This is a genomic window from Pantoea dispersa (assembly GCF_035783935.1).
GTDB lineage: Bacteria > Pseudomonadota > Gammaproteobacteria > Enterobacterales > Enterobacteriaceae > Pantoea > Pantoea dispersa_C.
In genome coordinates this window covers 216,581-240,666 of the sequence record NZ_JALKOV010000008.1, presented here as the reverse complement: position 1 = coordinate 240,666, position 24,086 = coordinate 216,581, and the positions used below count along the sequence as shown (strand labels likewise).

General features: G+C 59.0%; 23 protein-coding genes and 1 tRNA gene. 17 read left to right on the top strand and 7 right to left on the bottom strand.

The features are described from left to right. Positions 1-43: 43 nt before the first annotated feature. The 3 genes from MXF20_RS16750 to fadE form a co-directional block, all read right to left on the bottom strand. Positions 44-817 carry an amidohydrolase gene (locus MXF20_RS16750; RefSeq protein WP_325970380.1) on the bottom strand — a complete coding sequence of 258 codons (774 nt, stop codon included), beginning with the start codon at positions 815-817 and terminating at the stop codon, positions 44-46. After that, on the bottom strand, positions 805-1,965 hold the full coding sequence (locus MXF20_RS16745; RefSeq protein ID WP_325970378.1) for a pyridoxal phosphate-dependent aminotransferase: 1,161 nt from the start codon (positions 1,963-1,965) through the stop codon (positions 805-807). The genes MXF20_RS16750 and MXF20_RS16745 overlap by 13 nt, the downstream gene beginning before the upstream one ends. A 184-nt stretch (positions 1,966-2,149) precedes the next feature. Beyond that, complete coding sequence (fadE, locus tag MXF20_RS16740; protein ID WP_325970377.1) at positions 2,150-4,600, bottom strand: acyl-CoA dehydrogenase FadE; 2,451 nt, start codon at positions 4,598-4,600, stop codon at positions 2,150-2,152. Between the two features lie 229 nt (positions 4,601-4,829). On the opposite strand from fadE, the gene lpcA reads away from it, so the two are divergent. Then, a complete protein-coding gene (lpcA, locus tag MXF20_RS16735) occupies positions 4,830-5,408 on the top strand; it encodes a D-sedoheptulose 7-phosphate isomerase (RefSeq protein WP_021507284.1) in 579 nt (192 codons plus the stop codon). Between the two features lie 48 nt (positions 5,409-5,456). Beyond that, positions 5,457-6,224 carry a class II glutamine amidotransferase gene (locus MXF20_RS16730; RefSeq protein WP_325970376.1) on the top strand — a complete coding sequence of 256 codons (768 nt, stop codon included), beginning with the start codon at positions 5,457-5,459 and terminating at the stop codon, positions 6,222-6,224. Here MXF20_RS16730 and dpaA read toward each other — a convergent pair. Continuing rightward, positions 6,195-6,938, bottom strand: a complete 744-nt coding sequence (gene dpaA, locus MXF20_RS16725; RefSeq protein WP_325970375.1) for a peptidoglycan meso-diaminopimelic acid protein amidase — start codon at positions 6,936-6,938, stop codon at positions 6,195-6,197. The genes MXF20_RS16730 and dpaA overlap by 30 nt on opposite strands. A gap of 243 nt (positions 6,939-7,181) precedes the next feature. On the opposite strand from dpaA, the gene dinB reads away from it, so the two are divergent. Further along, entirely contained in the window at positions 7,182-8,237 is a 1,056-nt protein-coding gene (gene dinB / locus MXF20_RS16720; protein ID WP_325970374.1) for a DNA polymerase IV, read from the top strand. 106 nt (positions 8,238-8,343) lie between these two features. Here dinB and pepD read toward each other — a convergent pair whose 3' ends face one another. Further along, positions 8,344-9,804, bottom strand: a complete 1,461-nt coding sequence (gene pepD / locus MXF20_RS16715; RefSeq protein ID WP_325970373.1) for a beta-Ala-His dipeptidase — start codon at positions 9,802-9,804, stop codon at positions 8,344-8,346. A gap of 254 nt (positions 9,805-10,058) precedes the next feature. Here pepD and gpt point away from each other — a divergent pair, with 254 nt between their 5' ends. From gpt to crl, 3 genes are all read left to right on the top strand, one after another. After that, a complete protein-coding gene (gene gpt, locus MXF20_RS16710) occupies positions 10,059-10,517 on the top strand; it encodes a xanthine phosphoribosyltransferase (RefSeq protein WP_325970372.1) in 459 nt (152 codons plus the stop codon). A gap of 120 nt (positions 10,518-10,637) precedes the next feature. Beyond that, the gene (frsA, locus tag MXF20_RS16705; RefSeq protein WP_325970371.1) at positions 10,638-11,885 is read left to right on the top strand and encodes an esterase FrsA; all 1,248 of its coding nucleotides are present in this window, start codon (positions 10,638-10,640) and stop codon (positions 11,883-11,885) included. A gap of 109 nt (positions 11,886-11,994) precedes the next feature. After that, a complete protein-coding gene (gene crl / locus MXF20_RS16700) occupies positions 11,995-12,396 on the top strand; it encodes a sigma factor-binding protein Crl (RefSeq protein WP_325970370.1) in 402 nt (133 codons plus the stop codon). Positions 12,397-12,478: 82 nt separating this feature from the next. On the opposite strand, the gene ompC is transcribed toward crl, so the two are convergent. Beyond that, positions 12,479-13,561, bottom strand: coding sequence for a porin OmpC (gene ompC, locus MXF20_RS16695; protein ID WP_325970369.1), 1,083 nt, complete (start codon positions 13,559-13,561; stop codon positions 12,479-12,481). Positions 13,562-13,807: 246 nt separating this feature from the next. On the opposite strand from ompC, the gene proB reads away from it, so the two are divergent. The 10 genes from proB to MXF20_RS16645 all read left to right on the top strand — a co-directional run bounded on the left by proB (position 13,808) and on the right by MXF20_RS16645 (position 21,444). After that, the gene (gene proB, locus MXF20_RS16690; RefSeq protein WP_058758012.1) at positions 13,808-14,911 is read left to right on the top strand and encodes a glutamate 5-kinase; all 1,104 of its coding nucleotides are present in this window, start codon (positions 13,808-13,810) and stop codon (positions 14,909-14,911) included. A 10-nt stretch (positions 14,912-14,921) separates the two neighbouring features. After that, a complete protein-coding gene (gene proA, locus MXF20_RS16685) occupies positions 14,922-16,175 on the top strand; it encodes a glutamate-5-semialdehyde dehydrogenase (protein ID WP_325970402.1) in 1,254 nt (417 codons plus the stop codon). Positions 16,176-16,529: 354 nt separating this feature from the next. Then, positions 16,530-17,261 carry a S24 family peptidase gene (locus MXF20_RS16680; protein ID WP_325970368.1) on the top strand — a complete coding sequence of 244 codons (732 nt, stop codon included), beginning with the start codon at positions 16,530-16,532 and terminating at the stop codon, positions 17,259-17,261. 413 nt (positions 17,262-17,674) lie between these two features. Then, positions 17,675-17,953 (top strand): hypothetical protein, encoded by a 279-nt coding sequence (locus MXF20_RS16675; RefSeq protein WP_325970367.1) that lies wholly within the window; start codon positions 17,675-17,677, stop codon positions 17,951-17,953. A gap of 178 nt (positions 17,954-18,131) precedes the next feature. After that, positions 18,132-18,599, top strand: coding sequence for a glycoside hydrolase family protein (locus MXF20_RS16670; protein ID WP_325970366.1), 468 nt, complete (start codon positions 18,132-18,134; stop codon positions 18,597-18,599). Positions 18,600-18,601: 2 nt separating this feature from the next. Then, the gene (locus tag MXF20_RS16665) at positions 18,602-18,946 is read left to right on the top strand and encodes a hypothetical protein (RefSeq protein WP_325970401.1); all 345 of its coding nucleotides are present in this window, start codon (positions 18,602-18,604) and stop codon (positions 18,944-18,946) included. Beyond that, positions 18,943-19,236 (top strand): hypothetical protein, encoded by a 294-nt coding sequence (locus MXF20_RS16660; protein WP_325970365.1) that lies wholly within the window; start codon positions 18,943-18,945, stop codon positions 19,234-19,236. Before MXF20_RS16665 ends, MXF20_RS16660 begins: the two co-directional genes overlap by 4 nt. Positions 19,237-19,246: 10 nt before the next feature. Next, a complete protein-coding gene (locus MXF20_RS16655) occupies positions 19,247-19,387 on the top strand; it encodes a hypothetical protein (protein ID WP_021507269.1) in 141 nt (46 codons plus the stop codon). 50 nt (positions 19,388-19,437) lie between these two features. Next, positions 19,438-21,183: an amylovoran biosynthesis protein AmsF gene (locus MXF20_RS16650; protein WP_325970364.1), complete on the top strand. Its 1,746-nt coding sequence runs from the start codon at positions 19,438-19,440 to the stop codon at positions 21,181-21,183. A 185-nt stretch (positions 21,184-21,368) separates the two neighbouring features. Next, positions 21,369-21,444: transfer RNA gene (locus MXF20_RS16645), tRNA-Thr, on the top strand. 206 nt (positions 21,445-21,650) lie between these two features. Here MXF20_RS16645 and MXF20_RS16640 read toward each other — a convergent pair. Beyond that, positions 21,651-23,069 carry an aldehyde dehydrogenase family protein gene (locus MXF20_RS16640; RefSeq protein ID WP_325970363.1) on the bottom strand — a complete coding sequence of 473 codons (1,419 nt, stop codon included), beginning with the start codon at positions 23,067-23,069 and terminating at the stop codon, positions 21,651-21,653. A gap of 104 nt (positions 23,070-23,173) precedes the next feature. On the opposite strand from MXF20_RS16640, the gene MXF20_RS16635 reads away from it, so the two are divergent. Further along, a complete protein-coding gene (locus MXF20_RS16635; protein WP_325970362.1) occupies positions 23,174-24,082 on the top strand; it encodes a LysR family transcriptional regulator in 909 nt (302 codons plus the stop codon). Positions 24,083-24,086 lie beyond the last annotated feature (4 nt).

Here is a 24,086-nt window from a genome sequence, read left to right as displayed (position 1 = left end):
CAACTGACGTGAATATCGCGAACCCCGGCCTGGCCGGGGTTTTTTATTGGTTCAGCGTATATTCATCGGCGTCGCGCCAGGCCGGGAAGCGTTCGCGATAGTCTTGCAGCGCTTCCAGCGACAGCTCGGCGTCAAGGCGCGCGCGGGCAAAGGGCTCCGCGGCCGCGAGGATCTCACCCTGCGGCGAGATAATCCGGCTGTCGCCGCTGTATTGATGCTGATTGCCGTCACTGCCGACGCGGTTGCAACCGGCTACATAGGCCTGATTTTCGATGGCGCGCGCCAGCAGCAGCGCCTGCCAGTGCAGCGCGCGCGGAGCCGGCCAGTTGGCGACGTACAGTGCCAGATCGTAATCATTCTGGTTGCGTGAAAACACCGGGAAGCGCAGGTCGTAGCAAATCTGCGGCAGAATACGCCAGCCGCGCCAGTGAAATACCTCGCGCGTTTCACCGGGCACATAGTGCTGATGCTCACTGGCCATGCGGAACAGATGGCGCTTGTCGTACTGATGCAGCGTGCCGTCCGGCTCCACCAGCAGGAAGCGGTTTACCGCGCCCTGGTCGCTCTGAATCGCCGCACTGCCGCCGATCAGGGCATTGAGGGCTTTGGCATGGCCGTGCAGCCACGCCACCACCTGATCCTGCGGCAGCGAACTGGCCGCCGCCTCCATGGCGAAGCCGGTGGTAAACATTTCCGGCAGCAGGATGACATCGCGGCCCGTCAAGCCCTGCAGCACGGCATCAAAATGGCGCAGGTTGGCCGCGCCATCCATCCAGCTCAGGGTTTCCTGTAATACGGTAAGTTTTAAAGCTGACATAAACGCTCCGCAGCGGCGTCGAGCGTCGCTTCCTGTTTAGCAAAGCACAGGCGAATCAGCCTGTGCGGGAAAGGGTCTGCGCAGAATACCGACAGCGGAATCGCCGCCACGCCGACTTCGCGGGTTAACCACTGGCAGAAACTGACATCATCCAAATCGGAAATCGCGCTGTAATCCACCAGCAGGAAATAGGTGCCGGCACAGGGCAGCACCTTAAACCGGCTGGCGGCCAGCGCCTGCGTCAGGCGGTCACGCCGGGCGCGGTAGAAGGCCGGCAGCTCATCAATATGTTCCGGCTGCTGGCGCAGCATATCGGCAATCGCCAGCTGCGCCGGGGTATTCACTGAAAAAGTGAGATACTGATGCACTTTGCGGATTTCGGCGCTGATCGCCGCCGGAGCGATGCAGTAACCCACTTTCCAGCCGGTCATATGAAAGGTTTTGCCGAAGGAGGAGACCGCAATGGCGCGCTGACGCAGGTCGGCATGCGCCAGCACGCTGGCATGGCCCTGCTCATCAAAACAGATGTGCTCATAGACTTCATCGCTGAGCACATAAATTTCCTGTCCGGCGATTGCCTGCCACAGCGCGGCGTAGTCGCTGGCGTGCCATACGGTGGCGGAGGGATTATGCGGCGTGTTGACGATCACCAGCCGGGTGCGCGCGCTCAGCAGACTGCTGAAGGCCTGCCAGTCGACCTGAAAAGCGGGCGGCTGCAGCGCGATGCGTTTCAGCACGCCGCCAGCCAGCTGAACCGCTGGCGCATAGCTGTCGTAGCTGGGATCGAAGCAGATCACTTCATCGCCCGGCCGCACCAGCGCGGTGATCGCGGCGTACAGCGCTTCGGTCGCACCCGCCGTCACGGTGATGTCGCTGTTGATATCCGGCCGATGACCGTAGATGTCTGCGGTTTTATCGGCGATCGCCTCGCGCAGTGGCAGGGTGCCAATCATCGGCGCGTACTGGTTGGCGCCTTCACTGACGTGATGTGCCAGGCGCTGCTGCAAATAGCGCGGGCCGTCGAAATCGGGAAAGCCCTGCGACAGGTTGATGGCGTTGTGCTGCGCGGCGAGGGCGCTCATTTGGGTGAAAATGGTGGTGCCGAGCGCCGGTAGTTTGCTCTCGGGGATCAGGTTGGGCTGCGTCATTATCGGGTGCCTTAAGCGCGAATGTCGTTGCGGAGTAACCTTGTGCTGCAGCCACTATAAACAGGATGTTAACACTTGGCAATCGAGACGCTTAGACGTCTAAACGCGTCTGGCACAGGCGCTGAGTGCGCTTAGCCCGCGCCGCAGGGCATAAAAAAAGCCTCCGGCTGGAGGCTTTTCAGGGTTACGCCGCTTCGCTGGGGCGGGCGTTCGGTTTGGGTTTGCTGTCCGGTTTCGCCACCGCCAGCGCTTCGGGCGCAAAATCGTCCACGTTGATGGCTTTCAGCCGGCTGGTTTCGGCACGTGTCAGCACCTTCGCCTCGCTCTCGTCAATCCAGCCCTCTTTCAGCGCGCGCTGGGCCAGCGCATCCAGCCGGGTGAAGGAGAAGTGTTTTTTCTGCTGCTGACACAGACGATCGTGAATCACTTCCGCCGCCATCACATCCTGCAGCGCCTGTTCCAGCTGACCGGCCGGATTATGCTCGCCCGGCGTCAGATACTGGCCGCGGCCCAGACGGGTGCGGGTGGCGGACGGCAACTGCAGCATTTTGGCCAGCTTGTGATCGAGCTTATCGGACGGTGCCGGGCAGTGTTTGCCGCCGGCGAAAATCACCAGCCGCAGTGCACCCGCAACCAGGCGGTTCGGGAAGTTGCGCAGCAGATCGTCCATCGCCACTTCCGCCTGATGCAGCGCATCCTGCACGCCCCAGTGCACCAGCGGCAGATCCGCTTCGTTACGGCCTTCATCGTCATAGCGTTTCAGCGTGGCTGACGCCAGATACATCTGGCTCAGCACATCGCCGAGGCGTGCCGAAATACGTTCGCGACGTTTCAGGCTGCCGCCCAGCACTGCCATCGACACATCCGACAGCAGCGCAAGGTTGGCGCTCAGGCGATTCAGCTGCTGATAGTAGCGGCGGGTGACGTCACGGGTTGGCGTGGCGCTGGTGCGACCGCCGGTCAGGCCAAGCCACAGGCTGCGCACTTTGTTGCTGCCGACGTGGCCGATATGGCTGAACAGCGCGCGGTCAAAGGCGACCAGATCGTTCTTCGCGGCGGCATTCATCTCCTCCAGCACCCACGGATGGCAGCGGATCGCCCCCTGGCCAAAGATAATCATGCTGCGCGTCAGGATGTTCGCGCCCTCAACGGTAATGGCAATCGGGGCGCCCTGATAGGCACGCGCCAGGAAGTTGTTCTCACCGAGCATAATGCCTTTACCGCCGGCGATATCCATCGCATCAATAATCGCGCGCTGGCCGCGATGGGTGCAGTGGTATTTAACAATCGCTGACAGCACCGCCGGTTTTTCGCCCAGCATGATGCCGCTGGTGATCAGCGTCGCCGCCGCGTCCATCACGTAAGCGTTACCGGCGATGCGCGCCAGCGGCTCCTCAATGCCTTCCATTTTCCCGATAGAGACTTTGAACTGGCGGCGAATGTGCGCGTAGGCACCGGTCGCCAGCGCCAGGCTTTTCAGGCTGCCGGTCGCGTTAGACGGCAGAGTAATGCCGCGTCCTACCGACAGGCACTCAACCAGCATGCGCCAGCCCTGACCGGCCATCGCCGGACCGCCGATGATGTAATCGATCGGCACAAAGATATCTTTACCGCGCGTCGGACCGTTCTGGAACGGCACGTTGAGCGGGAAGTGGCGACGGCCAATCTCAACGCCTGGCGTGTGGGTCGGGATCAGCGCACAGGTAATGCCCAGCTCTTCGGTTTCGCCCAGCAGATGATCCGGGTCGGAGAGCTTGAAGGCGAGGCCGAGCACGGTGGCAATCGGTGCCAGGGTGATGTAGCGCTTGTTCCAGGTCAGGCGCATGCCCAGCACCTGCTGGCCCTGCCAGTCGCCCATGCACACCACACCGGTATCGGGGATGGCACCGGCGTCGGAACCCGCTTCCGGGCTGGTCAGCGCAAAGCAGGGGATCTCATCGCCGCGCGCCAGACGTGGCAAATAGTGATCTTTCTGCTCATCGGTACCGTAATGCTGCAGCAGTTCACCCGGGCCCAGCGAGTTCGGCACGCCGACGGTAATCGCCAGAATCCCGGACACGCCCGCCAGCTTCTGCAGCACGCGAGCCTGCGCATAAGCGGAAAACTCCAGACCGCCGTACTCTTTTTTGATGATCATGGCAAAGAAGCGGTGCTGCTTGAGATATGCCCACAGCTCCGGTGGCAGATCGGCCAGTTCGTGGGTGATCTCGAAGTCGTTAGCCATGCGGCAGGCTTCTTCCACCGGGCCATCCAGAAACGCCTGCTCCTCTTCGGTCAGGCGCGGCTGCGGATAGTTGTGCAGTTTCTGCCAGTCCGGCTTACCGCGAAACAGATCGCCTTCCCACCAGGTGGTACCGGCGTCGATCGCTTCTTTTTCGGTGCGCGACATCGGCGGCATCACCTTCTGGAAGCTGTGCAGCGCCGGTTTAGAGAACATGCTGCGGCGCATCGCCGGCAGGTTGAAAGGCAGCAGAATAATCGCCAGTGGCAGTAGCAGCCACGGCGTCCACAGGCCGGTGGCGGCCAGTGCCGCGGTCCACAGCAGCACAATCGCACTGCTGAGCCGCAGTGAAACCTGATGGTAGAAGAGGGCGCTAATTAACACCAGCGTCGCGATGATCGAGGCAAGCAACATAATGAACCGCTCCGTAAGTTGTAAGAGGTCTGACCTGTTAGTAATCAGGTTTAGAGCAGCGGACGAAATTTATCAATCTGTTTACATCGCAATTACAACCGAACTCACAAAATCACGCCGGCAAGCGGACGTCGATGCGGCGTCGCGCTTTTCCCTGCTGCGGGCGCTTTGCGGCTCTGGCCCATTCCGTTAAACTTGCTGGGTCAATTTTCCTCTAAAGGACATCCCTATGTATCAGGACATTATTCGCTCAGAACTCAATGAAGCCGCCGATACGCTCAATAAGTTCCTGAGTGATGAAGCCAACATTCACGCCATTCAGCGCGCAGCCGTGCTGCTGGCCGATAGCTTCAAAGCCGGTGGCAAAGTGCTCTCCTGCGGCAACGGCGGCTCGCACTGCGATGCCATGCACTTCGCTGAAGAGCTGACCGGGCGCTACCGCGAAAATCGTCCTGGCTATCCGGCCATCGCTATTTCGGATGTCAGCCATCTCTCCTGCGTCAGCAACGATTTTGGCTACGACTATGTGTTCTCCCGCTACATCGAGGCGGTCGGGCGCGAGGGCGATGTGCTGCTGGGGCTGTCCACTTCGGGTAACTCGGCGAATATCATCAAAGCCGTAGAAGCCGCGCGCGCCAAAGGCATGAAAGTGATTACCCTGACCGGCAAAGACGGTGGCAAAATGGCCGGTACGGCCGATATCGAAATTCGCGTGCCGCACTTTGGATATGCCGATCGCATTCAGGAGATTCACATCAAAGTGATCCACATCCTGATGCTGTTAATCGAAAAAGAGATGGTTAAGTGATGACGTGCTCCTCCCGCGCCCGCGGGAGGTTCTGATAAGGCGGTTGCTATGTGCGAATTGCTCGGGATGAGCGCCAATGTCCCCACGGATATCTGTTTCAGTTTTACCGGTCTGGTGCAGCGTGGCGGTGGAACCGGGCCGCACAAAGATGGCTGGGGCATCACCTTTTACGAAGATAAAGGCTGCCGCACCTTTAAAGATCCGCTGCCGAGCTACAACTCACCGATTGCCCGCCTGGTGCAGGAGTATCCGATCAAGTCGCACTCGGTGGTGGCGCATATTCGTCAGGCCAATCGCGGCCAGGTGTCACTGGAAAATACCCATCCGTTTACCCGCGAACTATGGGGCCGCAACTGGACTTACGCGCATAACGGCCAGCTAAAGGGCTATCGCCAGCTGGAGACCGGACATTTCCGTCCAGTGGGCGAAACCGACAGCGAGAAGGCGTTTTGCTGGATTCTGCATAAGCTGGCTGAGCGCTATCCGCGCACGCCGGGCAACTGGCCGGCGGTGTTTCGCTATGTGGCGGAGCTGGCGACGGAACTGCGTGAGAAGGGCGTGTTCAATATGCTGCTGTCTGACGGACGCTATCTGATGGCCTTCTGCTCAACCAATCTGTACTGGATTACGCGCCGGGCGCCGTTTGGCAAAGCGAAGCTGCTCGATCAGGATGTGGAGATTGATTTTCTGCAACAGACCACGCCGCAAGACGTGGTGACGGTGATTGCGACGCAGCCGCTGACCGGTAATGAAACCTGGCACCGCATCGTGCCAGGTGAGTGGGCATTATTTTACATGGGTGAGCGCCAGGAATGATTTCGACGCCGCTTCCGGCGTGTTCATGACCGGCGTGTTGTTCACCGCATACTGACCGGTTGCCGTCACGTTGACCGTTGGCGGCACGTGGTATTTGGCGAAGTATGCATAGCCCGGCTGCAGTTCACGCCAGAAGCTGATGTAGGTCGAGTAACGATGACGCTGCATGTTGCTGTCGGTCATGCGGAACGGGAAGATGTTGACCTGCACATCCTGCTGACCGTTGCGCAGCGCGGCGTTCACGTAAGTGAAGATCTCATCCATCGACGCGTTGGTCATGGCATAGCAGCCCACCGACACGCAATCGCCGTGAATCATCAGATAGTTACCGTTATAGCCCTTGGCGCGATCGTACTGATTCGGGAATCCGGTATTGATGGCGCGATAAAAACGGCTGTCCGGCTTGAGCTGATTCATCTTCACGTTATAAAAGCCTTCTGGACTTTTAAAATCGCCCTGACGACGTTTTGGCCCGAGGCCGCCGGAGAAGTTACAGATGCGATAGCTGTCCAGCAGACGATATTCATTACCGATTTTGCCGTACAGTTCCAGCGTACGCTCTTCCTTGAAGATCTGAATAAATACCGGTGTACCCAGTAATTGTTTCTTTAACTCTTTGCTCACCGGAGCCAGCGGCTGCATTGGCTCAGGCGTTATTGCCCAGCTCAGGAGCGGCATAAGAATCATCGCAAACAATAATGCGATTCTGCCCATTCTGTGTGTACCTTGAAGTGAAGAGGAACGCTGACGCAGCGCGTCACTGTATTGCATTATCGGAAATATCCGCTACCGCAGCGCAACATTATCATTGTCTGGCGTTTAATCAAGCCGATGTCCGAGAAAATGGTGCAATCTTAAAGGGAATACGACCATAAATTTGTAAACTTTAATCGCACGCGCCACAAATATTGCCGTTGTTTTTCTCTGCTGTATACTTATCCAGTATCCGGAGGGCGTATGCGCAAAATCATTCATGTCGATATGGACTGCTTTTTCGCGGCAGTGGAAATGCGCGACGATCCTTCATTACGTGATATCCCGATTGCCATCGGCGGCAGCCGCGTGCAGCGCGGGGTAATCAGCACCGCCAACTATCCGGCGCGGAAATACGGCGTGCGCAGCGCGATGCCGACCGCCACGGCGCTGCGTCTCTGTCCCCATCTGAAACTGTTGCCCGGCCGCTTTGATGCTTATAAAGAAGCCTCGCAGCAGATTCGCGCCATCTTTACCCGCTACACGCCGCTGATTGAACCATTGTCGCTGGATGAAGCCTATCTGGACGTTACTGATAGCGACCACTGTCAGGGATCGGCCACGCTGATGGCGCAGGCGATTCGCGCCGATATCCTGCGTGAAACCGGCCTGACCGCGTCCGCCGGCATTGCGCCGATCAAGTTTCTCGCCAAAATCGCCTCAGACATGAACAAGCCCGACGGCCAGTATGTGATCACGCCGCAGGTGATGCCGGATTTCCTGCTGACGCTGCCGCTGAGCAAGATTCCCGGCGTCGGTAAAGTGGCCACCAAAAAGCTTGAAGAGATGGGACTGCGCACCTGCGCCGACGTGCAGCAGGCCGATCTGGCGCAGCTGCTGAAGCGCTTTGGTAAATTTGGCCGCGTGCTGTGGGAGCGCAGCAACGGCATTGACGATCGCGATGTGGTGGTGGAGCGCGAGCGCAAATCGCTCGGCGTCGAGCGCACGCTGGGCGAGGATATTCATCACTGGGAGCAGTGCCTGGAGATTATTGATTTTCTCTACGCCGAGCTCGATCGCCGTCTCAGTGCGATCCGCCCGGATAAGCAGATTGCACGTCAAGGCGTAAAGCTGAAGTTCAACGATTTCCAGCTCACCACTCAGGAGCATGTCTGGCCGGTGCTGAATAAAGACGACATGATTGCCGTAGCGCGTCAGGCCTGGGACGAGCGCCGCGCCGGACGCGGTGTGCGGCTGGTGGGCCTGCACGTCACACTGGTGAACCCGCAGCTGGAGCGCCAGCTGGTGCTGGGGTTGTAACGGCTGAGCTGCCCTGGAAGAGCGCTACAGCGCGGTCGCCTGATGCAGCCGCGGTGCCGTAAATAAAAAATCCTGCCGGGGGCAGGATTTTTTTATCGCAACAGCCTTACGCTTTTTCTGGTACCACGTTTAGCAGCGCGGTCAGCAGCTTCCAGTACAGACCTACGCTGTCGATGTGCACCTGCTCGTCCGGCGAATGCGGACCGGTGATGGTTGGCCCAATCGATACCATATCCATATTCGGATACGGTTTTTTGAACAGACCGCACTCCAGACCGGCGTGAATTACCTGAATGTTTGGCGTCTTGCCAAACAGCGCTTCATAGGTCTTACGCGTCAGCGCCATGATGGGCGAGTCGGCATCCGGCTGCCAGCCCGGGTAGCCGCCTTTCGGCGCAGTTTTCGCGCCGGCCAGCGCACCCAGCGAGGTCAGGGTTTCGACCACCCAGTCTTTACCGGTGTCGATCAGCGAGCGAATCAGGCAGATGATCTCGGCGCTGTCCTGCTCCATGGTGACCACACCGACGTTGAGCGAGGTTTCGACCACGCCTTTCGCCACGTCCGAGTTGCGAATCACGCCGTTTGGCGTGCTGTTCAGCAGGTTAATGAAGCGATCGCGGCTGTCTGCGGTCAGCGCCTGGCCCTGATGCGCCAGCGGCTCGCTCAGTACGGCGACGTTCTTCTCTTTAATGCCCAGCTCATTCTGCAGCGTGGCCTGGAAGTGAGCAGCAGCAGACTTCAGCGCATCCACTTTATGGCTGTCGATGGCCAGCGTGGCGAACGCTTCGCGCGGAATCGCATTGCGCAGCGTACCGCCGGTAAACTCAATCAGGCGGATATCCAGCTCGGCAGCGTGCACGGCGAGGAAGCGCGCCAGCAGCTTGTTGGCATTGCCGAGACCGAGGTGAATATCCGCGCCGGAGTGGCCGCCTTTCAGGCCTTTCAGCGTCAGCTTCAGGGTTTCGAAACCGGCAGGCACGGCTTCGCGGCTCAGCGGCAGGGTAGTGATAAAGTCGATGCCCCCGGCGCAGCCCATGTAGATCTCACCTTCCTCTTCCGAGTCGGTGTTGATCAGGATGTCCGCCTGTAGCCAGTTCGGTTGCAGACCAAAAGCGCCGTCCATGCCGGACTCTTCGGTCATGGTCAGCAGCACTTCCAGCGGACCGTGGGTCAGGCTGTTGTCAGCCAGCACCGCCAGCGCGGAAGCCATACCGATACCGTTATCCGCACCCAGCGTGGTGCCGCGCGCTTTCACCCATTCGCCATCAACGTACGGCTGAATCGGATCTTTGGTGAAGTCGTGTACCGTGTCATTGTTCTTCTGCGGCACCATATCGAGGTGCGCCTGCAGCGCCACCGGGGTACGGTTTTCCATACCTGCGGTAGCAGGTTTACGAATCAGGATATTACCGACCTGATCGCGTTCAACCCAGAAACCTTGCTCTTTAGCCCAGCCAACAACGTATTCGGCCAGCGCTTCTTCATGATAAGAAGGGTGCGGAATCGAGCAGATTTTTGCGAAGATATCCCACAGCGGCTGCGGGGAAAGTTGAGACAATTCAGACACAACGCGTCTCCTGTGTCAGCGCGGCGGACATACCGCTCGCACGCGGGTTTCCAGTGAAAGATCGCCGTCAGCACATCTGACGTGATGGGCCAGAGAATATCACTGTTTCCTGCCGGGTGCGCCATCAGGCGCGCTAAAAACCTGCAACCGATGTGACGGGTGCTGGTTTTTAACGCGTCAGATCCTTATAATCTCGCGCAACCTTTTCCCCCTTGCATATTTTTAAGCCAATTTCATTGGCCGGGATTCCTTTTATGAGCGAAAAATACGTCGTTACCTGGGACATGCTGCAGATTCATGCCCGTAAACTGGCCCAGCGCCTGCTTCCTGTGGAACAGTGGAAAGGCATCATCGCGGTCAGCCGCGGTGGTCTGGTTCCGGCATCGCTGCTGGCGCGTGAACTGGGGATTCGCTACGTCGATACCGTGTGCATCTCCAGCTACGATCACGATCACCAGCGTGAAATGAAAGTGCTGAAGCGCGCGGAAGGCGACGGTGAAGGTTTCGTGGTGATCGACGACCTGGTGGATACCGGCGGTACCGCGCAGGCGATTCGTGACATGTACCCGAAAGCGCGTTTCTGCACCATCTTTGCTAAGCCGGCCGGCCGTGCGCTGGTGGACGACTACATTGTCGATATTCCGCAGGACACCTGGATCGAGCAGCCGTGGGACATGGGCGTGGTGTACATTCCGCCGATTGTGAAAAGCTGATTGATGCAACGCAAACAACGCCCGGTTATGCCGGGCGTTGTGCTTTCTGCGCCTCGCGCGCGCGCGGCGGGTGCAGTACACTCTTAGCCATCTATGCGACTGCCGCAGGAGAAGCTTACGATGGCCGAGAAAAACCTCAGCGAAGAACTGTTCAAACCCCGCTTCAAACACCCGGAAACCTCCTCGCTGGTGCATCGCCAGCACCACCCGACGGCGCAGGTGCACAACGCCCTGGAAGGCGATACTCAGCGCGGCTGGTATCGCATGCTGAATAAGCTGCTGTGGACGTGGCGCGGGCTGGCACCGCAGGAGATCAGTGAAGTGCTGGCGCGCATTGCCGTCAGCAAGCTTGAGCACACTGACGAAACGCTGCTGGACACGGTGATTGGCTATCGCGGCGGCAACTGGAACTATGAGTGGTCGAAGCAGGCGGCGCTGTGGCAGCAGCGCGCGATGCAGAACGCCGAGCATGATGAGGCCGGCCAGCAGTGGCTACATGCCGCCAGTCTCTACAGCCTGGCCGCGTATCCCTACATTAAAGGTGACGAGCTGGCCGATCAGGCGCAGGTGCTGGCGAATCGCGCATATGAAGAGGCCACCCAGCGCCTGCCTGGCGAGCTGAAATCACTGACGTTTCCCATCAGCGGCGGCAGCCCGGTCACCGGCTTCCTGCATATGCCGGCTCAGGCCAGCGCGCCGTATCCCACGGTACTGCTGTGCGGCGGCCTCGACTCGCTGCAGAGCGATCACTACCGGCTGTTTCACGATTATCTGGCACCGCGCGGCATCGCCATGCTGACGCTGGATATGCCGTCGGTGGGTTTCAGCAGCAAATGGACGCTCAATCAGGACACCAGCCAGCTGCATCAACAGGTGCTGCGCGAGCTGAGCAACGTGCCGTGGATTGACCACACGCGTGTGGCGCTGTTCGGCTATCGCTTTGGCGCTAACGTGGCGACGCGGCTGGCTTACCTTGAAGTGCCGCGCCTGCGAGCGGTGGCATCGCTCGGGCCAATGGTGCATAACGTGTTTGTCGATGCGCAGCGCCAGCAGCAGCTGCCGGATATGTATATGGATATGCTGGCCAGCCGGCTGGGCATGTCGTCGACCTCGGACAGCAATCTGCGCACCGAGCTCAACCGCTATTCGCTCAAAGTGCAGGGCCTGCTGGGACGCCGGACGCCGGTGCCGATGCTGGCCGCTTACTGGCCCGGCGATCTGTTCAGCCCGGAAGAGGAGGCGCAGCTGATCGTCAACTCCTCGGCACAGGGCAAAGCGCTGGCAATTCCGGCCACGCCGGTGTTCGCCAGCTTCGATAAGGCGCTCAATCAAATTTGCGACTGGCTGGCAAAACAGTTGCAGCGCTAACTGGCGAAATGCGCAGACTCTGCTACAACTTATCTTCGGGAAAATACGTGCGGTGGCGTTTTGCCGCCGCGCTGCGTTTTATACGGTTTATTTGAGGGAGAGAATTAGCATGACGTTACCGAGTGGTCACCCCCGTAGTCGCCTGCTTAAGCGCTTCACCGAATTGGGGCCGTACATCCGCGAAGGAAAATGTGAAGAGACGCGTTTCTTCTTTGATTGCCTGGCGGCGTGCGTCAACGTCAAGCCGGCACCAGAAAGCCGCGAGTTCTGGGGCTGGTGGATGACGCTGAACGCGCACGAAGATCACTTCACTTACGAATACCACTTCGGTCTGTTCGATAAAGACGGCGACTGGAGCGTGGCAACGATCAAAGGCAAAGAGAACAATGAGAAAGTGGAAAGCACGCTGCGCAACTTCCACGAGCGCCTGAAAGCCACGCTGCACGAGCAGAAGCTCGATCTCCGGCCCGCAGCGGGATTCAAAGAAGAGCCGGTTAAACTCAGCGCCTGAACCTGAGTGAGACTGAAAACAGGAAAGAGCCGGTGATGAGCCGGCTCTTTTTTTACAGACACAATAAGGGTAATGCTGAAGCTTAGAACTGGTAGGTCAGACCAACTGCCACCACGTCATCGCTGTTGATGCCCAGTGGGTTGTTGTCATCCAGCTGGTTGATTTTGTAGTCAACCATGGCTGACATGTTTTTGTTGAAGTAGTACGTCATTGCCACGTCAACGTATTTCACGATGTCCGCATCGCCAATGCCTTCAATGTCCTTGCCTTTGCTTTGCACGTAGCCCAGGGATGGACGCAGACCGAAGTCAAACTGATACTGCGCTACCACTTCGAAGTTCTGGGCTTTGTTCGCCACGCCGCCGGTGATTGGCGTCATGTTGCGGGTTTCTGAGTAGGTCGATGCCAGGTAGATGCTGTTGGCGTCATATTTAATACCCGCGCCCCAGGCTTCCGCTTTGTCACCACGACCCAGACGCGTCGCCACGTCCTGTGAGTTGGTGCGGTCAGCAGAGGAGATGGCACTCATCAGGCTGACGCCGCTATCGCCAAGGGTGTAACCCAGTGACGCACCGTAACCGTCGCCGTTCTGCTTAGGAATCTCTGAACGGCCGTTGGCGCTGGTGGAATCGTTCTTGCCCTGATACTGCACCGCGAAACGCAGGCCATCAACCAGACCAAAGAAATTGCTGTTGCGATAAGTGGCGACGCCAGACGTACGGCCCAGCATGTAGGTGTCGGTGTAGGCGCTGTCGCCACCGAATTCTGGCAGCACGTCGGTCCATGCCAGCACATCGTAAACCACGCCGTAGTTACGGCCGTAATCAACAGAGCCGTAGTTACCGAACTTCAGACCGGCAAAGCCCAGACGGGTTTTGTTACCGATGTTCGCGTCGGTGTTGGTTTCCGCACGGTTACCCTGGAACTGATATTCCCACTGACCGTAGCCGGTCATCAGGTCATTAATCTGCGTCTGCCCTTTGAAGCCCAGACGGATGTAAGTTTTGTCGCCGTCAGCGGCTGCGTTGTCGCTGAAGTAGTGCATGCCTTTCACACGACCGTACAGATCCAGTTTGTTACCGTCTTTGTTATACACTTCTGCGGCTTGTGCGGTGGAGGCCAGAGCCAGCGCGGAAACGACGAGTGCCAGTGTGCTTTTCTTCATTTTGCTATCAATCCCAATGAGTAAAATTTGTTGTACCCGTGAAAGGGTTTGTAAAACACGGGACGTTTTACCGACTGGCGATGAACGTTTTATGACATTTTTTCTGATTTCTTGTTAATCGCGAACTTTTGGTCTACCCGCTTGTCAGGCGTTTTTTGTGCTTTTCCCCTTGCTGCTGTTGGCTTCCTTGCTGACTCCTGTTAAAACGTCCCTTCGCAGATTTTTTTCTTACATGGCAGGAAAAACATGAGTGGCAGTCAGACCCTGGTGGTCAAATTGGGTACCAGCGTCCTCACCGGCGGATCGCGCCGGCTGAACCGGGCGCACATGGTGGAGCTGGTTCGACAGTGTGCACAACTGCACGCTGCCGGTCATCGCATTATCATCGTCACCTCAGGCGCAATTGCCGCCGGTCGCGAACACCTTGGTTACCCGGAACTGCCACCGACCATCGCCTCAAAGCAGCTGCTGGCTGCGGTGGGGCAGAGCCGTTTAATCCAGCTGTGGGAGCAGCTGTTCTCCATCTACGGTATCCATATCGGACAGATGCTGCTGACGCGCGCCGACATGGAAGACCGTGAACGCTTCCTCTACGCGCGCGATATGCTGCGTGCGCTGCTCGACAACCATATCGTGCCGGTGATTAACGAGAACGACGCGGTGGCAACTGCGGAAATCAAGGTTGGCGACAATGACAACCTGTCCGCGCTGGCGGCGATGCTCGGCGGTGCCGATAAACTGCTGCTGCTGACCGATCAGCCGGGCCTATTTACCGCCGATCCGCGCACCAATCCCGAAGCAGAACTGATCAGCGATGTGCATCAGATTGACGACGCGCTGCGCACGCTGGCTGGCGGCAGCGTCTCCGGTCTCGGCACCGGCGGCATGGCCACCAAACTGCAGGCGGCGGATGTCGCCTGCCGCGCCGGCATTGACGTCATCATTGCGGCGGGCAGCCGCCCTGATGTGATCGGCGATGTGCTGCACGGCAAACCGGTCGGGACGCGCTTCCACGCGCAGCAGTCACCGCTGGAAAACCGCAAGCGCTGGATCTTTGGCGCGCCACCGGCGGGCGAGATCACCATCGACGACGGCGCGCTGGCGGCGGTGCTGGAGCGCGGCAGCTCGCTGCTGCCGAAAGGCGTCCGCGAGGTGCAGGGCAATTTCTCACGCGGCGAAGTGATCCGCATTCGTAACCTGCAGGGGCGCGATATCGCCCACGGCGTCACGCGCTATAACAGCGATGCGATGCGCATGATCGCCGGTCATCACAGTCAGGAGATTGGTGAGATCCTCGGTTACGAATATGGCCCGGTTGCGGTGCACCGCGACGATATGATCGTCAGTTAAGGAGCGGATGATGTTAGAACAGATGGGTAAAGCGGCGCGTGAGGCGTCGTACAAACTGGCGGAGCTCTCCACCGAACAAAAAAATCAGGTACTGCTGACCATCGCCGATCGGCTGGAAGCGGAAAGTGCCGACATTCTGGCGGCCAACCAGCAGGATCTGGCCGATGCGCGCGATAACGGCATGAGCGCGGCGCTGCTCGATCGTCTGACACTCAACCCGCAGCGTCTGAAAGGCATTGCGGACGACGTGCGCCAGGTGTGCCGTCTGGCCGATCCGGTTGGCCAGCTGATTGACGGCGGACAGCTCGACAGCGGTCTGCGCATTGAGCGACGCCGCGTGCCGCTCGGCGTGATCGGCGTGATCTACGAAGCGCGCCCTAACGTCACGGTCGATGTGGCGTCACTGTGCCTGAAAACCGGCAACGCGGCGATTCTGCGCGGCGGCAAAGAGACTTACCGCACCAACGCTGCCACGGTGCGGGTGATCCAGAACGCGCTCGTCCAGCACGATTTGCCGGCGGCGGCGGTGCAGGCGATTGAGAACCCGGATCGCGAACTGGTCAATCAGCTGCTGAAGCTGGATCGCTACGTTGACATGCTGATCCCGCGCGGCGGTGCCGGGCTGCACAAGCTGTGCCGCGAAAATTCCACCATTCCGGTGATCACCGGCGGCATCGGCGTGTGCCATCTCTATCTCGACGAAACCATGGAGACGGACGCGGCGCTGGAGGTGATCGTCAACGCCAAGAAGCAGCGTCCCAGCGCCTGTAACTCCCTGGAAACTCTGCTTATTCATCGCGATCAGGCCGAACGCTTCATTCCGGCGTTTCTGCAGCGTATGGCGCAGGAGAACATTGCGCTGCACGCCGATGAAAACGTGCTGGCGCGGCTGCAGCAGGGCCCGGCCAGCGTGGTGGCGGTGCAGATGCACCATTACGACGATGAGTGGCTGTCGAACGATCTGAACGTCAAACTGGTAGCGGACATCGATGAGGCCATCGCTCACATTCGTCAGCACGGCACGCAGCACTCCGACGGCATTCTGACGCGCAGCATTAGCAACGCCAACCGCTTTGTGAACCAAGTCGATTCGTCGGCGGTGTACGTGAACGCCAGCACCCGCTTTACCGACGGCGGCCAGTTTGGTCTCGGCGCTGAAGTGGCGGTCAGCACGCAGAAACTGCATGCGCGCGGTCCGATGGGGCTGGAAGCGCTCACCACCTACAAATGGATTGGCTGGGGCGACGATACGCTGCGCCGTTAGTTTTTCTCTCCGGCATCAAAACAGGCACCTGATACGGTGCCTTTTTTTGTCGCTTTCGATCCAGTTATTTCCAGAGCTTTTCGTTTTATTCCTGTCATCTGTGGCGCGCGCGCGGCTTTTCGCCCATTTTTTGCTGTGGGTGCTGGTCTCAGCGTTACAGAACAATCCTGAAAACCCCTGTCAGAACAAGCTGTCAGACATTCATTACTGGTTTCCACCAGGGCGAAGAGGATAATGATCGTCCAGCTTTATTGATAAAAGCGGTTGGGTAGTAAACTAGCGGTAATATAAAATGAACTGGTAGCAAAAATGAAAATAACATTCAGTCTTTTACTGATGGCAGACTATTAACTGATGGTTAAAAAAGAGAGTACCAGACAAGCTTTTACTGCCAGGCTGATTGCCGCGTGCGATAGCGCGGGAATTGTCGGACATGGACGGAACAAACAGGTTGCACAAGCACTGCAGCAACGGGGATGCAGGATCTCTACACCGGGGGTCTGGAAATGGTTTAACGCCCAATCCATACCGGATGACAGTAACCTGCTGGCGCTCAGCCAGCTGTTAGGCGTGCGCGTGGAGTGGCTGCAGTTCGGCATGGAAAAACCGGATGCGGCGCTGGCGCGCCATCGCCTGATCGATGCACAGCACATGTTCCGCGTCGAAAGCCTGGATATCGGGCAACGCAGCGCACAGGGCATCATGGCGCGTGACGAACTGGTCGAGACCATTCAGGCGATTGAATACGGTCTGGATGAGGCGCGCGTGCTGTTTAACGGCCGCCCGGCAGAAAACATCCGGCTGATTGCCCTGAACAGTGACTCCATGGCCGGCACCTTTGCGCCGCGCGACCAGCTGTTTGTCGACATCAGCGTGCACCGCTTCGACGGCGACGGTATCTACCTGTTCAACCTCGACAACCAGCTCTACCTCAAGCGGCTGCAGCTACAGCACAAGAAGGTAGCGGTGATCTCCGACAACAAGCGCTACGAAACCTGGTATCTGACGCTCGACGAAGCGGCGTCGTTGCAGGTGATTGCGCGGGTGATCATGAGTCAGGCGCGCGATTATCAGATTCTGGGCTGAACGCCAGTACGCAAAACGGCGAAAAAAATAATCCGGCTGAAATCAAAAATTTAACTGGCGGTAAATAAAAAATTAACCGTCAGTGTTTGCCAATGCATTAGAATCTGTTAATAATTTGACCATAGATGGACGACATCACTGCTCCCGGATGAGCCCGCTCTTAAACAATTGAGGCGCTGCACAAGCGCGAGACAACCCACCCAAAGTCAGTGAATTTTGGGATGGGGTGGATACGCACTTAGCAGCGTCGTCAGTTGTCCTCTGCTTTCACTCTCCTCTGCTTACGCCTGGCCGCTTTTTACGGCCGGGCCAGCCAGTTGCGGGTGATTTCAGTGGTGCCACGGACGTCCCGGTCTGTGCCGAATCGCCGTGCTCACCACCCCATCGCCAAAGACTCATTCACAGGAGGAGTTATGGCGATTATTCAATATGGCAAATCAGTCTTCAGCGGTAACGCGCGCACCCGTCGCCACCGGCGGCGTCAGCCGCTCAGCCGCCTGAAGCGCAGCATCGACAGTGCCCTGGGCCTGGAGTGTGAAGAGATCACCCTGCGCACCGCCGAGCGCATCTGCCAGCGTGAAACCCGTTCGCGGGTGGACCGCGCGGTACTGGCGCCCACGCGGTCCTGCAACGACAACCCCAGCTTTGACAACTGCTGTTTGCCCCACGTTCATCTGTACGCCGTGCGTTAATTCTCTGCTGTTTTTCCAGTTCTGAACGGAACGTTTCACCTTTCCTGACTGTTTAGTTGCGCTTGAGCGTTGCGCTTAACGGCTGCCTGCCGTCCGGCGCAACCGATCAGCGAGGTTTATGTGTTGTGGCTATTTGCGCAGCTTTTCATGCCGTTGCGCCCGTCAAAGAGGAACCGTTATGAGCCAGATTATTGCCATTTTGAATTTCGAAGAGGGATACCGCGAGGCGCCTTACCTCGACACGCAGGGGTTTCCCACCGTTGCGGGCGGTATTCGCATCGGGCCGAAGGGCGCGTCGCTCAGTCACTATATTTTCCGCGTGCCGCGCCGCGTCGGCGACGTGTGGAAGCAGTGCATCGTTGAGGGCAAGGTGCAGGAGATGCAGCAGCGCGCGCTGGTGCAGCAGGCGCTGAGTCAATGCAATGAGGCGCGCAGCGACGTGCTGATCAGCATGGCCTACCAGATGGGCGTCGACGGTCTGGCACTGTTTCGCGGCATGCTCACCGCCATGACGCAACGCGATTTCGACGCGGCGGCGAACGCCATGCTCGACAGCCTGTGGGCGCGGCAAACCGCCGGTCGTGCGCGGCGGCATGCCGAAGTGATGCGCAGCGGCACCTACGACATCTACCGGGGGCTGCTATGAACATGCGCTGGCTGTTATTCATCATCGCCGTGCTGGCGGCCATCATCCTGATGCTGCTGCTGCAGCGTTTCACCACGCTGGAGTTTGTTAAGCACGCGCGCCTGCTGTTTAAAACCTGGTCAGTGTGGCTGGCCTCGCTGGGGTCGATGCTCAGCGCCTGGGTGCAGTCGTTTCCCTCTTCGGCGCTCGATGCGTGGAACGCGTTACCGCCGGATATCAAAGAGATTCTGCCGCACAACTATCTCGGCCTGATCGGCGCCTTCATGGTGGCGATGGGCGTGCTGGCGCAGTTCATCCGGCAGAAGAATCTGGTGGAGCAGAAAAAAACGCTGGAGGACAAACCATGAGCTTTCTTCTTTCTCAGCTTGCGGGCAGCTGGCACTGGCTGGCAGCGATTGGCGGCGTGATTGCCGCGCTGATCGCCAGCTACGCCGGCGGCAAGAAAATCGGCAAGGTGCAGCAGCAGGCGAAAGCCGATGTCGCCCACGCCGAAAAGACCGCCGCGCAGGCGGTTGAAATCAATCAGCAGCAGCAACAGCTGCGCGAGGAGGCCAAACGTGTGGAAACCCGCAACGGTAATCTTGATGACGCTGCTGCTCGTGACAAGCTGCAGCAGTCGAAATATCACCAGCCCTGAGGCGCCCGTCGTGATCGACTCCGCCTGTTCACTCTTTTCCCCGATTTACACCCACGGCAATGACGCCGAACGCATGGACATTCGCACCGTGCGCGCCATCAACAACCACAACGATCTCTGGGATCAGCACTGCCGTCCAGCGGCGCACTGACGCTGTTCTCACGCTTTGTATTGCAAACCTGAAATGCCGAGGAGGCTAAGATGATCGAAGTTAACTCTTTTGCTGAACTGCGTACCACTGCGCCGGCCAAAAACGGCGATCTGGCGTTCCTGCGCCGCTACAACCCGGACTCTACCTTCCGTGGCGGCGGGGATTTCACCGGCTTTATCGGCACCACCACGGCCGCCGATGACGGCGGTACGCTGGCGGTCGGCAATGGCTTTTACTGGAAACGCGTGATCAACGATCCGGCTGACGTCAACGTCTACCACTTTGGCGCGAAAGGGGACGGTTACGCCAACGACACCGATGCCTTTAACCGCATGCTGGCATGGACGCAGGGCTACAGCGGTAATATCCGTGACCTGCCGGTGCGTTTCCCCGGCGGTAAATTCCTGATCAACCCGATCGACATCAGCGCCACCGAGATCGCCTTTTTTGGCCTGCAGGGGGATGACGTGGAGCTGGGTTCGCTGCCGCGCACCACCATTATCTCCGACAAAAGTGCCAACACGGTGTTCAAAGTGAAGGCGCGGCGAACCGCGATCAAAGGCATTACCTGGCACGGTCAGGCATCGGCCGACGTCACCACCAACAAAGGCACCATTACCGCCGAGATGTGCACCAACGTGCAGCCGTTCTTCGAAAACACCTGTATCGAAGGCACCACGTTAAATATTTACTGTTTCCGTGCGCAAAACAGCGGCGGCACGGTGATTAAAGCGCTGGATACGCTCGACAGTAAATTTGACCAGATCTACTCGCTGTGGACCTATGGTCGGGTGTTTGATATTGGCTGGTCGAACTCGCCAAACGGCAAGTGGGACCACTCAACCGCTATCGAAGTTTGCAACTGTAATTTCCAGACCGGCTACGGCGACGCCACGCTGTACATGCCGCGCGTGACGCAGGGCATCATGCGCAACGTGTGGATCGAGCACACGCGTAATCCGGGTGATCTCTCGGACGGTGCCTGGAGCATTGATACGCTGAACATTGAGGATTGCGGCACGCCGTTCAATCTCAATAATGCGCGCGTCATCATGCGCCAGATTGGCCTGCAGTCCGGTGCGAAGATCTCGAACGATCTGGCCGGCACACGCTGGCTGTCGACCTTTGACTATGGCTATCGCCGCGAAGAGCACCACGGCACGCTGATCACCGGCTCATTCCGCGCGGGCTATTACAGCGGCCACAAAGTTACCAACAATACCGACACCGATAACTGGTATCGCCTCGGCCAGCTGTTCTTCCCGACGGCGAATCAGCAGTGGGTGATGGAGCTGATTGGTAAAGCCGACGCTACCCAGCCAACCGGAACGGCCGCTTCGCCGGTCAATCTGGCGGGCACCGGGAAAACGTGGATTAACCTGCAGCGGCTAGAAACGGTATGGGCTGACGCCTGCCACATGGGGCAGCCGGCGGTGCTGGATATTCGCTACAGCCGCGTCGGCACCACGTATGCCGTGGTGTGGGTGAAGCTGCGGGCTAACAGTGGCGACACGCTGATTAACCTGAAGACCACCGGTCCGACGCGTTTTGAAGCCGGCTCCTGTTCGCTGTTCCAGCCAGACTTCTCGGTGGTCACGGATACCACCAAAATGGGCACCCTCAAACCGGCGGCGCGCTTTGGCCTGCACAATGGCGTCGCGGGCATTGGGGCGAACGAGAAAGGCGTGCTTACTGTCGCGACGGCAGCAGGTACGCCGACCAATAAAACCACGCCGACGGGCTTTGTGCTGGTCAATATCAACGGTGTCGATCGTAAGCTTCCTTATTACGATTGAAGCCAGCACGTTTTGGCGAGGCTGCGGCCTCGCCTTTTTTTGTGCCTGGCGCGAGAGGGCGCTAATCCGCCTTCACATCTTAAAGCCAGCGTGGGTGATGCTGAAAAACGCAGCACTTAACCGGCACCATCTTGACTCATCCCCCCGATTTTTCTATGTTTACTCCCCGTAGTTCCCGCCTCAATGCCGGTATAGCTCAGTTGGTATAGCAGCGCATTCGTAATGCGAAGGTCGCAGGTTCGACTCCTGTTTCCGGCACCAGTTAAATCAATCCCTTAGCTAATATTCTTACCGTCCCGATTCAGCCTGTGTGACAGATTTGGGACCGAAGCATCCATAAGCTTGTCGCTTTTTTGCGTGCGCAGAAAGGTGATGGGCGTCAGGATCGTCACAATCTAGAAAGAGGCATATTGCTCCGACACGACTACTGCACCGCAGTGCGATCAACTGCGGCGCTCACATCCTCCTTAACCAGCAATCAGCGCCCGCGGTTCCAGAAACGCGCTGATACCCGCCTGACCCATCTCCCGGCCTATGCCGGAGTGGCGGAAACCGCCGAACGGCGCGCGCGGTTCGTGTGCCAGCGTGTTGATCATTACGCGGCCGGCGATCAGCTGTTCGCCTACGTTGCGCGCATGCTGTTCATCCGCTCCGATCACCAGGGCCGACAGGCCGTAATCGCTGTCGTTGGCCATGGCGATGGCTTCGGCTTCATCGCGGTAGGTCAGGATGCTCAGCACCGGGCCAAAAATCTCTTCGCGTGCCAGCGGCATTTCATTGGTGACATCGCTGAACAGCGTCGGGCGGATATACCAGCCGTGGTGCAGCCCGTCCGGGCGACCGCTGCCGCCGGTCAGCAGGCGCGCGCCCTGTTGTTCGCCAAGTGCAATATAGTGCTGTACGCGCTGCCACTGTTTCTCGTTGACCATCGGCCCGATGGTGGTGCGCGCATCAGCCGGATCACCGGAGATCTCCGCAGCGACCGCCGCCGTCAGCGCCTGTTCGAACTCGGCCTTGCGCTGCTCCGGCACCAGAATACGCGTGCCGGCAATGCAGGCCTGGCCGCTGTTGATAAAGCCGGCCTGAACCGCCAGCCCGGCCGCCTGCGCGGCATCGGCATCCGGCAAAATCAGTGTCGGTGATTTACCGCCCAGTTCCAGCGTGACGCGTTTAAAGGTGTCAGCGGCGCTGCGCAGAATCGCTTTGCCGGTGGCGGTCGAGCCGGTAAAGGAAATTTTCGCCACCTGCGGACTGCGGCTCAGGGCTTCGCCGACGCTGGCACCGCGTCCGGTGACGATGTTAAACACGCCCGCAGGCAAACCGGCTTTGTGCAGCGCCTGAGTAATCACCTGGGTCTGCAGCAGGCTGAACTCGCTGGGTTTGATCACGGCGGTACAGCCTGCGGCAATCGCGGTCGCCAGTTTGTGGCAGATAAAGCCCGCGTTGCTGTTCCACGGCGTGATCAGGCCAGCAACGCCGAGCGGCAGCATCTGTACCTGCGCGCGGCCTGCCTGTTGTACAAACGGGTAGCGCTTCAGCTCTTCTATTACCTGCAGAATCACGTCAGCCGGATAGCGGCTCATCCACTCGGAACGTGCGGTGGGCGCGCCGTACTCTTCCAGAATCGCCGCGCGCAGCTCGCTTTCGACGCTGTGTACCGCATGATACATCTGCTCCAGCAGGGCGATGCGCTGTGCCACCGTGGTCGCTGCGAAGGCGGGAAACGCCGCCGCTGCCGCTGCAATCGCGCGTTCAGCATCCTGCGCATTCGCCAGACGCGCTTTACCGATTACGCTGCCGTCGGCAGGTTTGATAATATCCAGCCATTCATCGCCGGCAGGCGTGACAAACTGGCCGTTGATATAGATATGTTCAATCATGTGCATGGCAATGCTCCTTTGCATGTTGTGTGGCGGCAAAGTAGCACGCACCACCGGCGGCGATAATCCGCCTCCGCCTGCAAAGGGTATTGCGCAAAACGGAATAATTGATGAACCGGACAGGTCTGACTGAACTGGAAATTGTGCTGGCGGTGGCGCGGCGCGGCACCTTTAAAGCGGCGGCCAGCGAGCTGGAAATGTCGCCCTCGGCGGTGACCAATGCCATCGCCGCGCTGGAGAAACGGCTGGGCGTGCGGCTCTTCAACCGCACCACGCGCAGCGTTGCGCTGACCGATGCCGGACGGCGTTTCAGCGAGAAAATTGCCCCGGCGCTGGCGATGATCCGCAGCGCGGCCGAGGAAGTGCGCAGCGACGCGGACGATCCGGGCGGCATGCTGCGTCTCAACGTGCCGCCGGAAAGCAGTGCGCTGTGGTATGCATCAATTCTGCTGCCATTCCTGCAGCGCTATCCGCGCATTCGCGTCGACATCTACAGCCAGAAAGAGAAGGTCGATATCGTCGCCGACGGCTTCGATGCTGGCGTGCGGCTGCTGGAGGATGTGCCGGGCGATATGGTTGCCGTAAAGCTGACGCCGGAAATGCGCATGATTGTGGTGGCCGCGCCAGCTTACCTCGCACACGCGGGCACACCGCAGACGCCGCAGGCGCTCGATCAGCATCAAACCCTGTGCATGCGCATGTCAGACGGCAGCGTTTACCGCTGGGAGCTGAGCCAGCAGCAGCAGCGTTATCGTCTGCAGGGTGAGCCGCGCATGGCGGTCAGCGACATCAGCGCTATCCATCAGGCGGCGCTGGCGGGCCTGGGTATCGCCTGCATTACGGAACAGCATGTTACGGCGGATGTGCAGGCTGGCCGGCTGGTGCACCTGTTGCCCGGCTGGCAGGTGCCACTCGGTACGCTGTGCCTCTACTATCCGGGACACCGGCTGGTGCCGCCGGCGCTGCGGGCGCTCACCGAATTTGTGCGCGAACAGCGTGAGAGTTCGCTTTCACCCTGAGGCG

Excerpts from the sequence above, each read along its gene's own strand:
- MXF20_RS16750 (WP_325970380.1), bottom strand. The coding sequence starts at position 817 with ATGTCAGCTTTAAAACTTACCGTATTACAGGAAACCCTGAGCTGGATG.
- MXF20_RS16745 (WP_325970378.1), bottom strand. The coding sequence starts at position 1,965 with ATGACGCAGCCCAACCTGATCCCCGAGAGCAAACTACCGGCGCTCGGC.
- fadE (WP_325970377.1), bottom strand. The coding sequence starts at position 4,600 with ATGTTGCTTGCCTCGATCATCGCGACGCTGGTGTTAATTAGCGCCCTC.
- lpcA (WP_021507284.1), top strand. The coding sequence starts at position 4,830 with ATGTATCAGGACATTATTCGCTCAGAACTCAATGAAGCCGCCGATACG.
- MXF20_RS16730 (WP_325970376.1), top strand. The coding sequence starts at position 5,457 with ATGTGCGAATTGCTCGGGATGAGCGCCAATGTCCCCACGGATATCTGT.
- dpaA (WP_325970375.1), bottom strand. The coding sequence starts at position 6,938 with ATGGGCAGAATCGCATTATTGTTTGCGATGATTCTTATGCCGCTCCTG.
- dinB (WP_325970374.1), top strand. The coding sequence starts at position 7,182 with ATGCGCAAAATCATTCATGTCGATATGGACTGCTTTTTCGCGGCAGTG.
- gpt (WP_325970372.1), top strand. The coding sequence starts at position 10,059 with ATGAGCGAAAAATACGTCGTTACCTGGGACATGCTGCAGATTCATGCC.
- frsA (WP_325970371.1), top strand. The coding sequence starts at position 10,638 with ATGGCCGAGAAAAACCTCAGCGAAGAACTGTTCAAACCCCGCTTCAAA.
- crl (WP_325970370.1), top strand. The coding sequence starts at position 11,995 with ATGACGTTACCGAGTGGTCACCCCCGTAGTCGCCTGCTTAAGCGCTTC.
- ompC (WP_325970369.1), bottom strand. The coding sequence starts at position 13,561 with ATGAAGAAAAGCACACTGGCACTCGTCGTTTCCGCGCTGGCTCTGGCC.
- proB (WP_058758012.1), top strand. The coding sequence starts at position 13,808 with ATGAGTGGCAGTCAGACCCTGGTGGTCAAATTGGGTACCAGCGTCCTC.
- proA (WP_325970402.1), top strand. The coding sequence starts at position 14,922 with ATGTTAGAACAGATGGGTAAAGCGGCGCGTGAGGCGTCGTACAAACTG.
- MXF20_RS16680 (WP_325970368.1), top strand. The coding sequence starts at position 16,530 with ATGGTTAAAAAAGAGAGTACCAGACAAGCTTTTACTGCCAGGCTGATT.
- MXF20_RS16675 (WP_325970367.1), top strand. The coding sequence starts at position 17,675 with ATGGCGATTATTCAATATGGCAAATCAGTCTTCAGCGGTAACGCGCGC.
- MXF20_RS16670 (WP_325970366.1), top strand. The coding sequence starts at position 18,132 with ATGAGCCAGATTATTGCCATTTTGAATTTCGAAGAGGGATACCGCGAG.
- MXF20_RS16665 (WP_325970401.1), top strand. The coding sequence starts at position 18,602 with ATGCGCTGGCTGTTATTCATCATCGCCGTGCTGGCGGCCATCATCCTG.
- MXF20_RS16660 (WP_325970365.1), top strand. The coding sequence starts at position 18,943 with ATGAGCTTTCTTCTTTCTCAGCTTGCGGGCAGCTGGCACTGGCTGGCA.
- MXF20_RS16650 (WP_325970364.1), top strand. The coding sequence starts at position 19,438 with ATGATCGAAGTTAACTCTTTTGCTGAACTGCGTACCACTGCGCCGGCC.
- MXF20_RS16640 (WP_325970363.1), bottom strand. The coding sequence starts at position 23,069 with ATGCACATGATTGAACATATCTATATCAACGGCCAGTTTGTCACGCCT.
- MXF20_RS16635 (WP_325970362.1), top strand. The coding sequence starts at position 23,174 with ATGAACCGGACAGGTCTGACTGAACTGGAAATTGTGCTGGCGGTGGCG.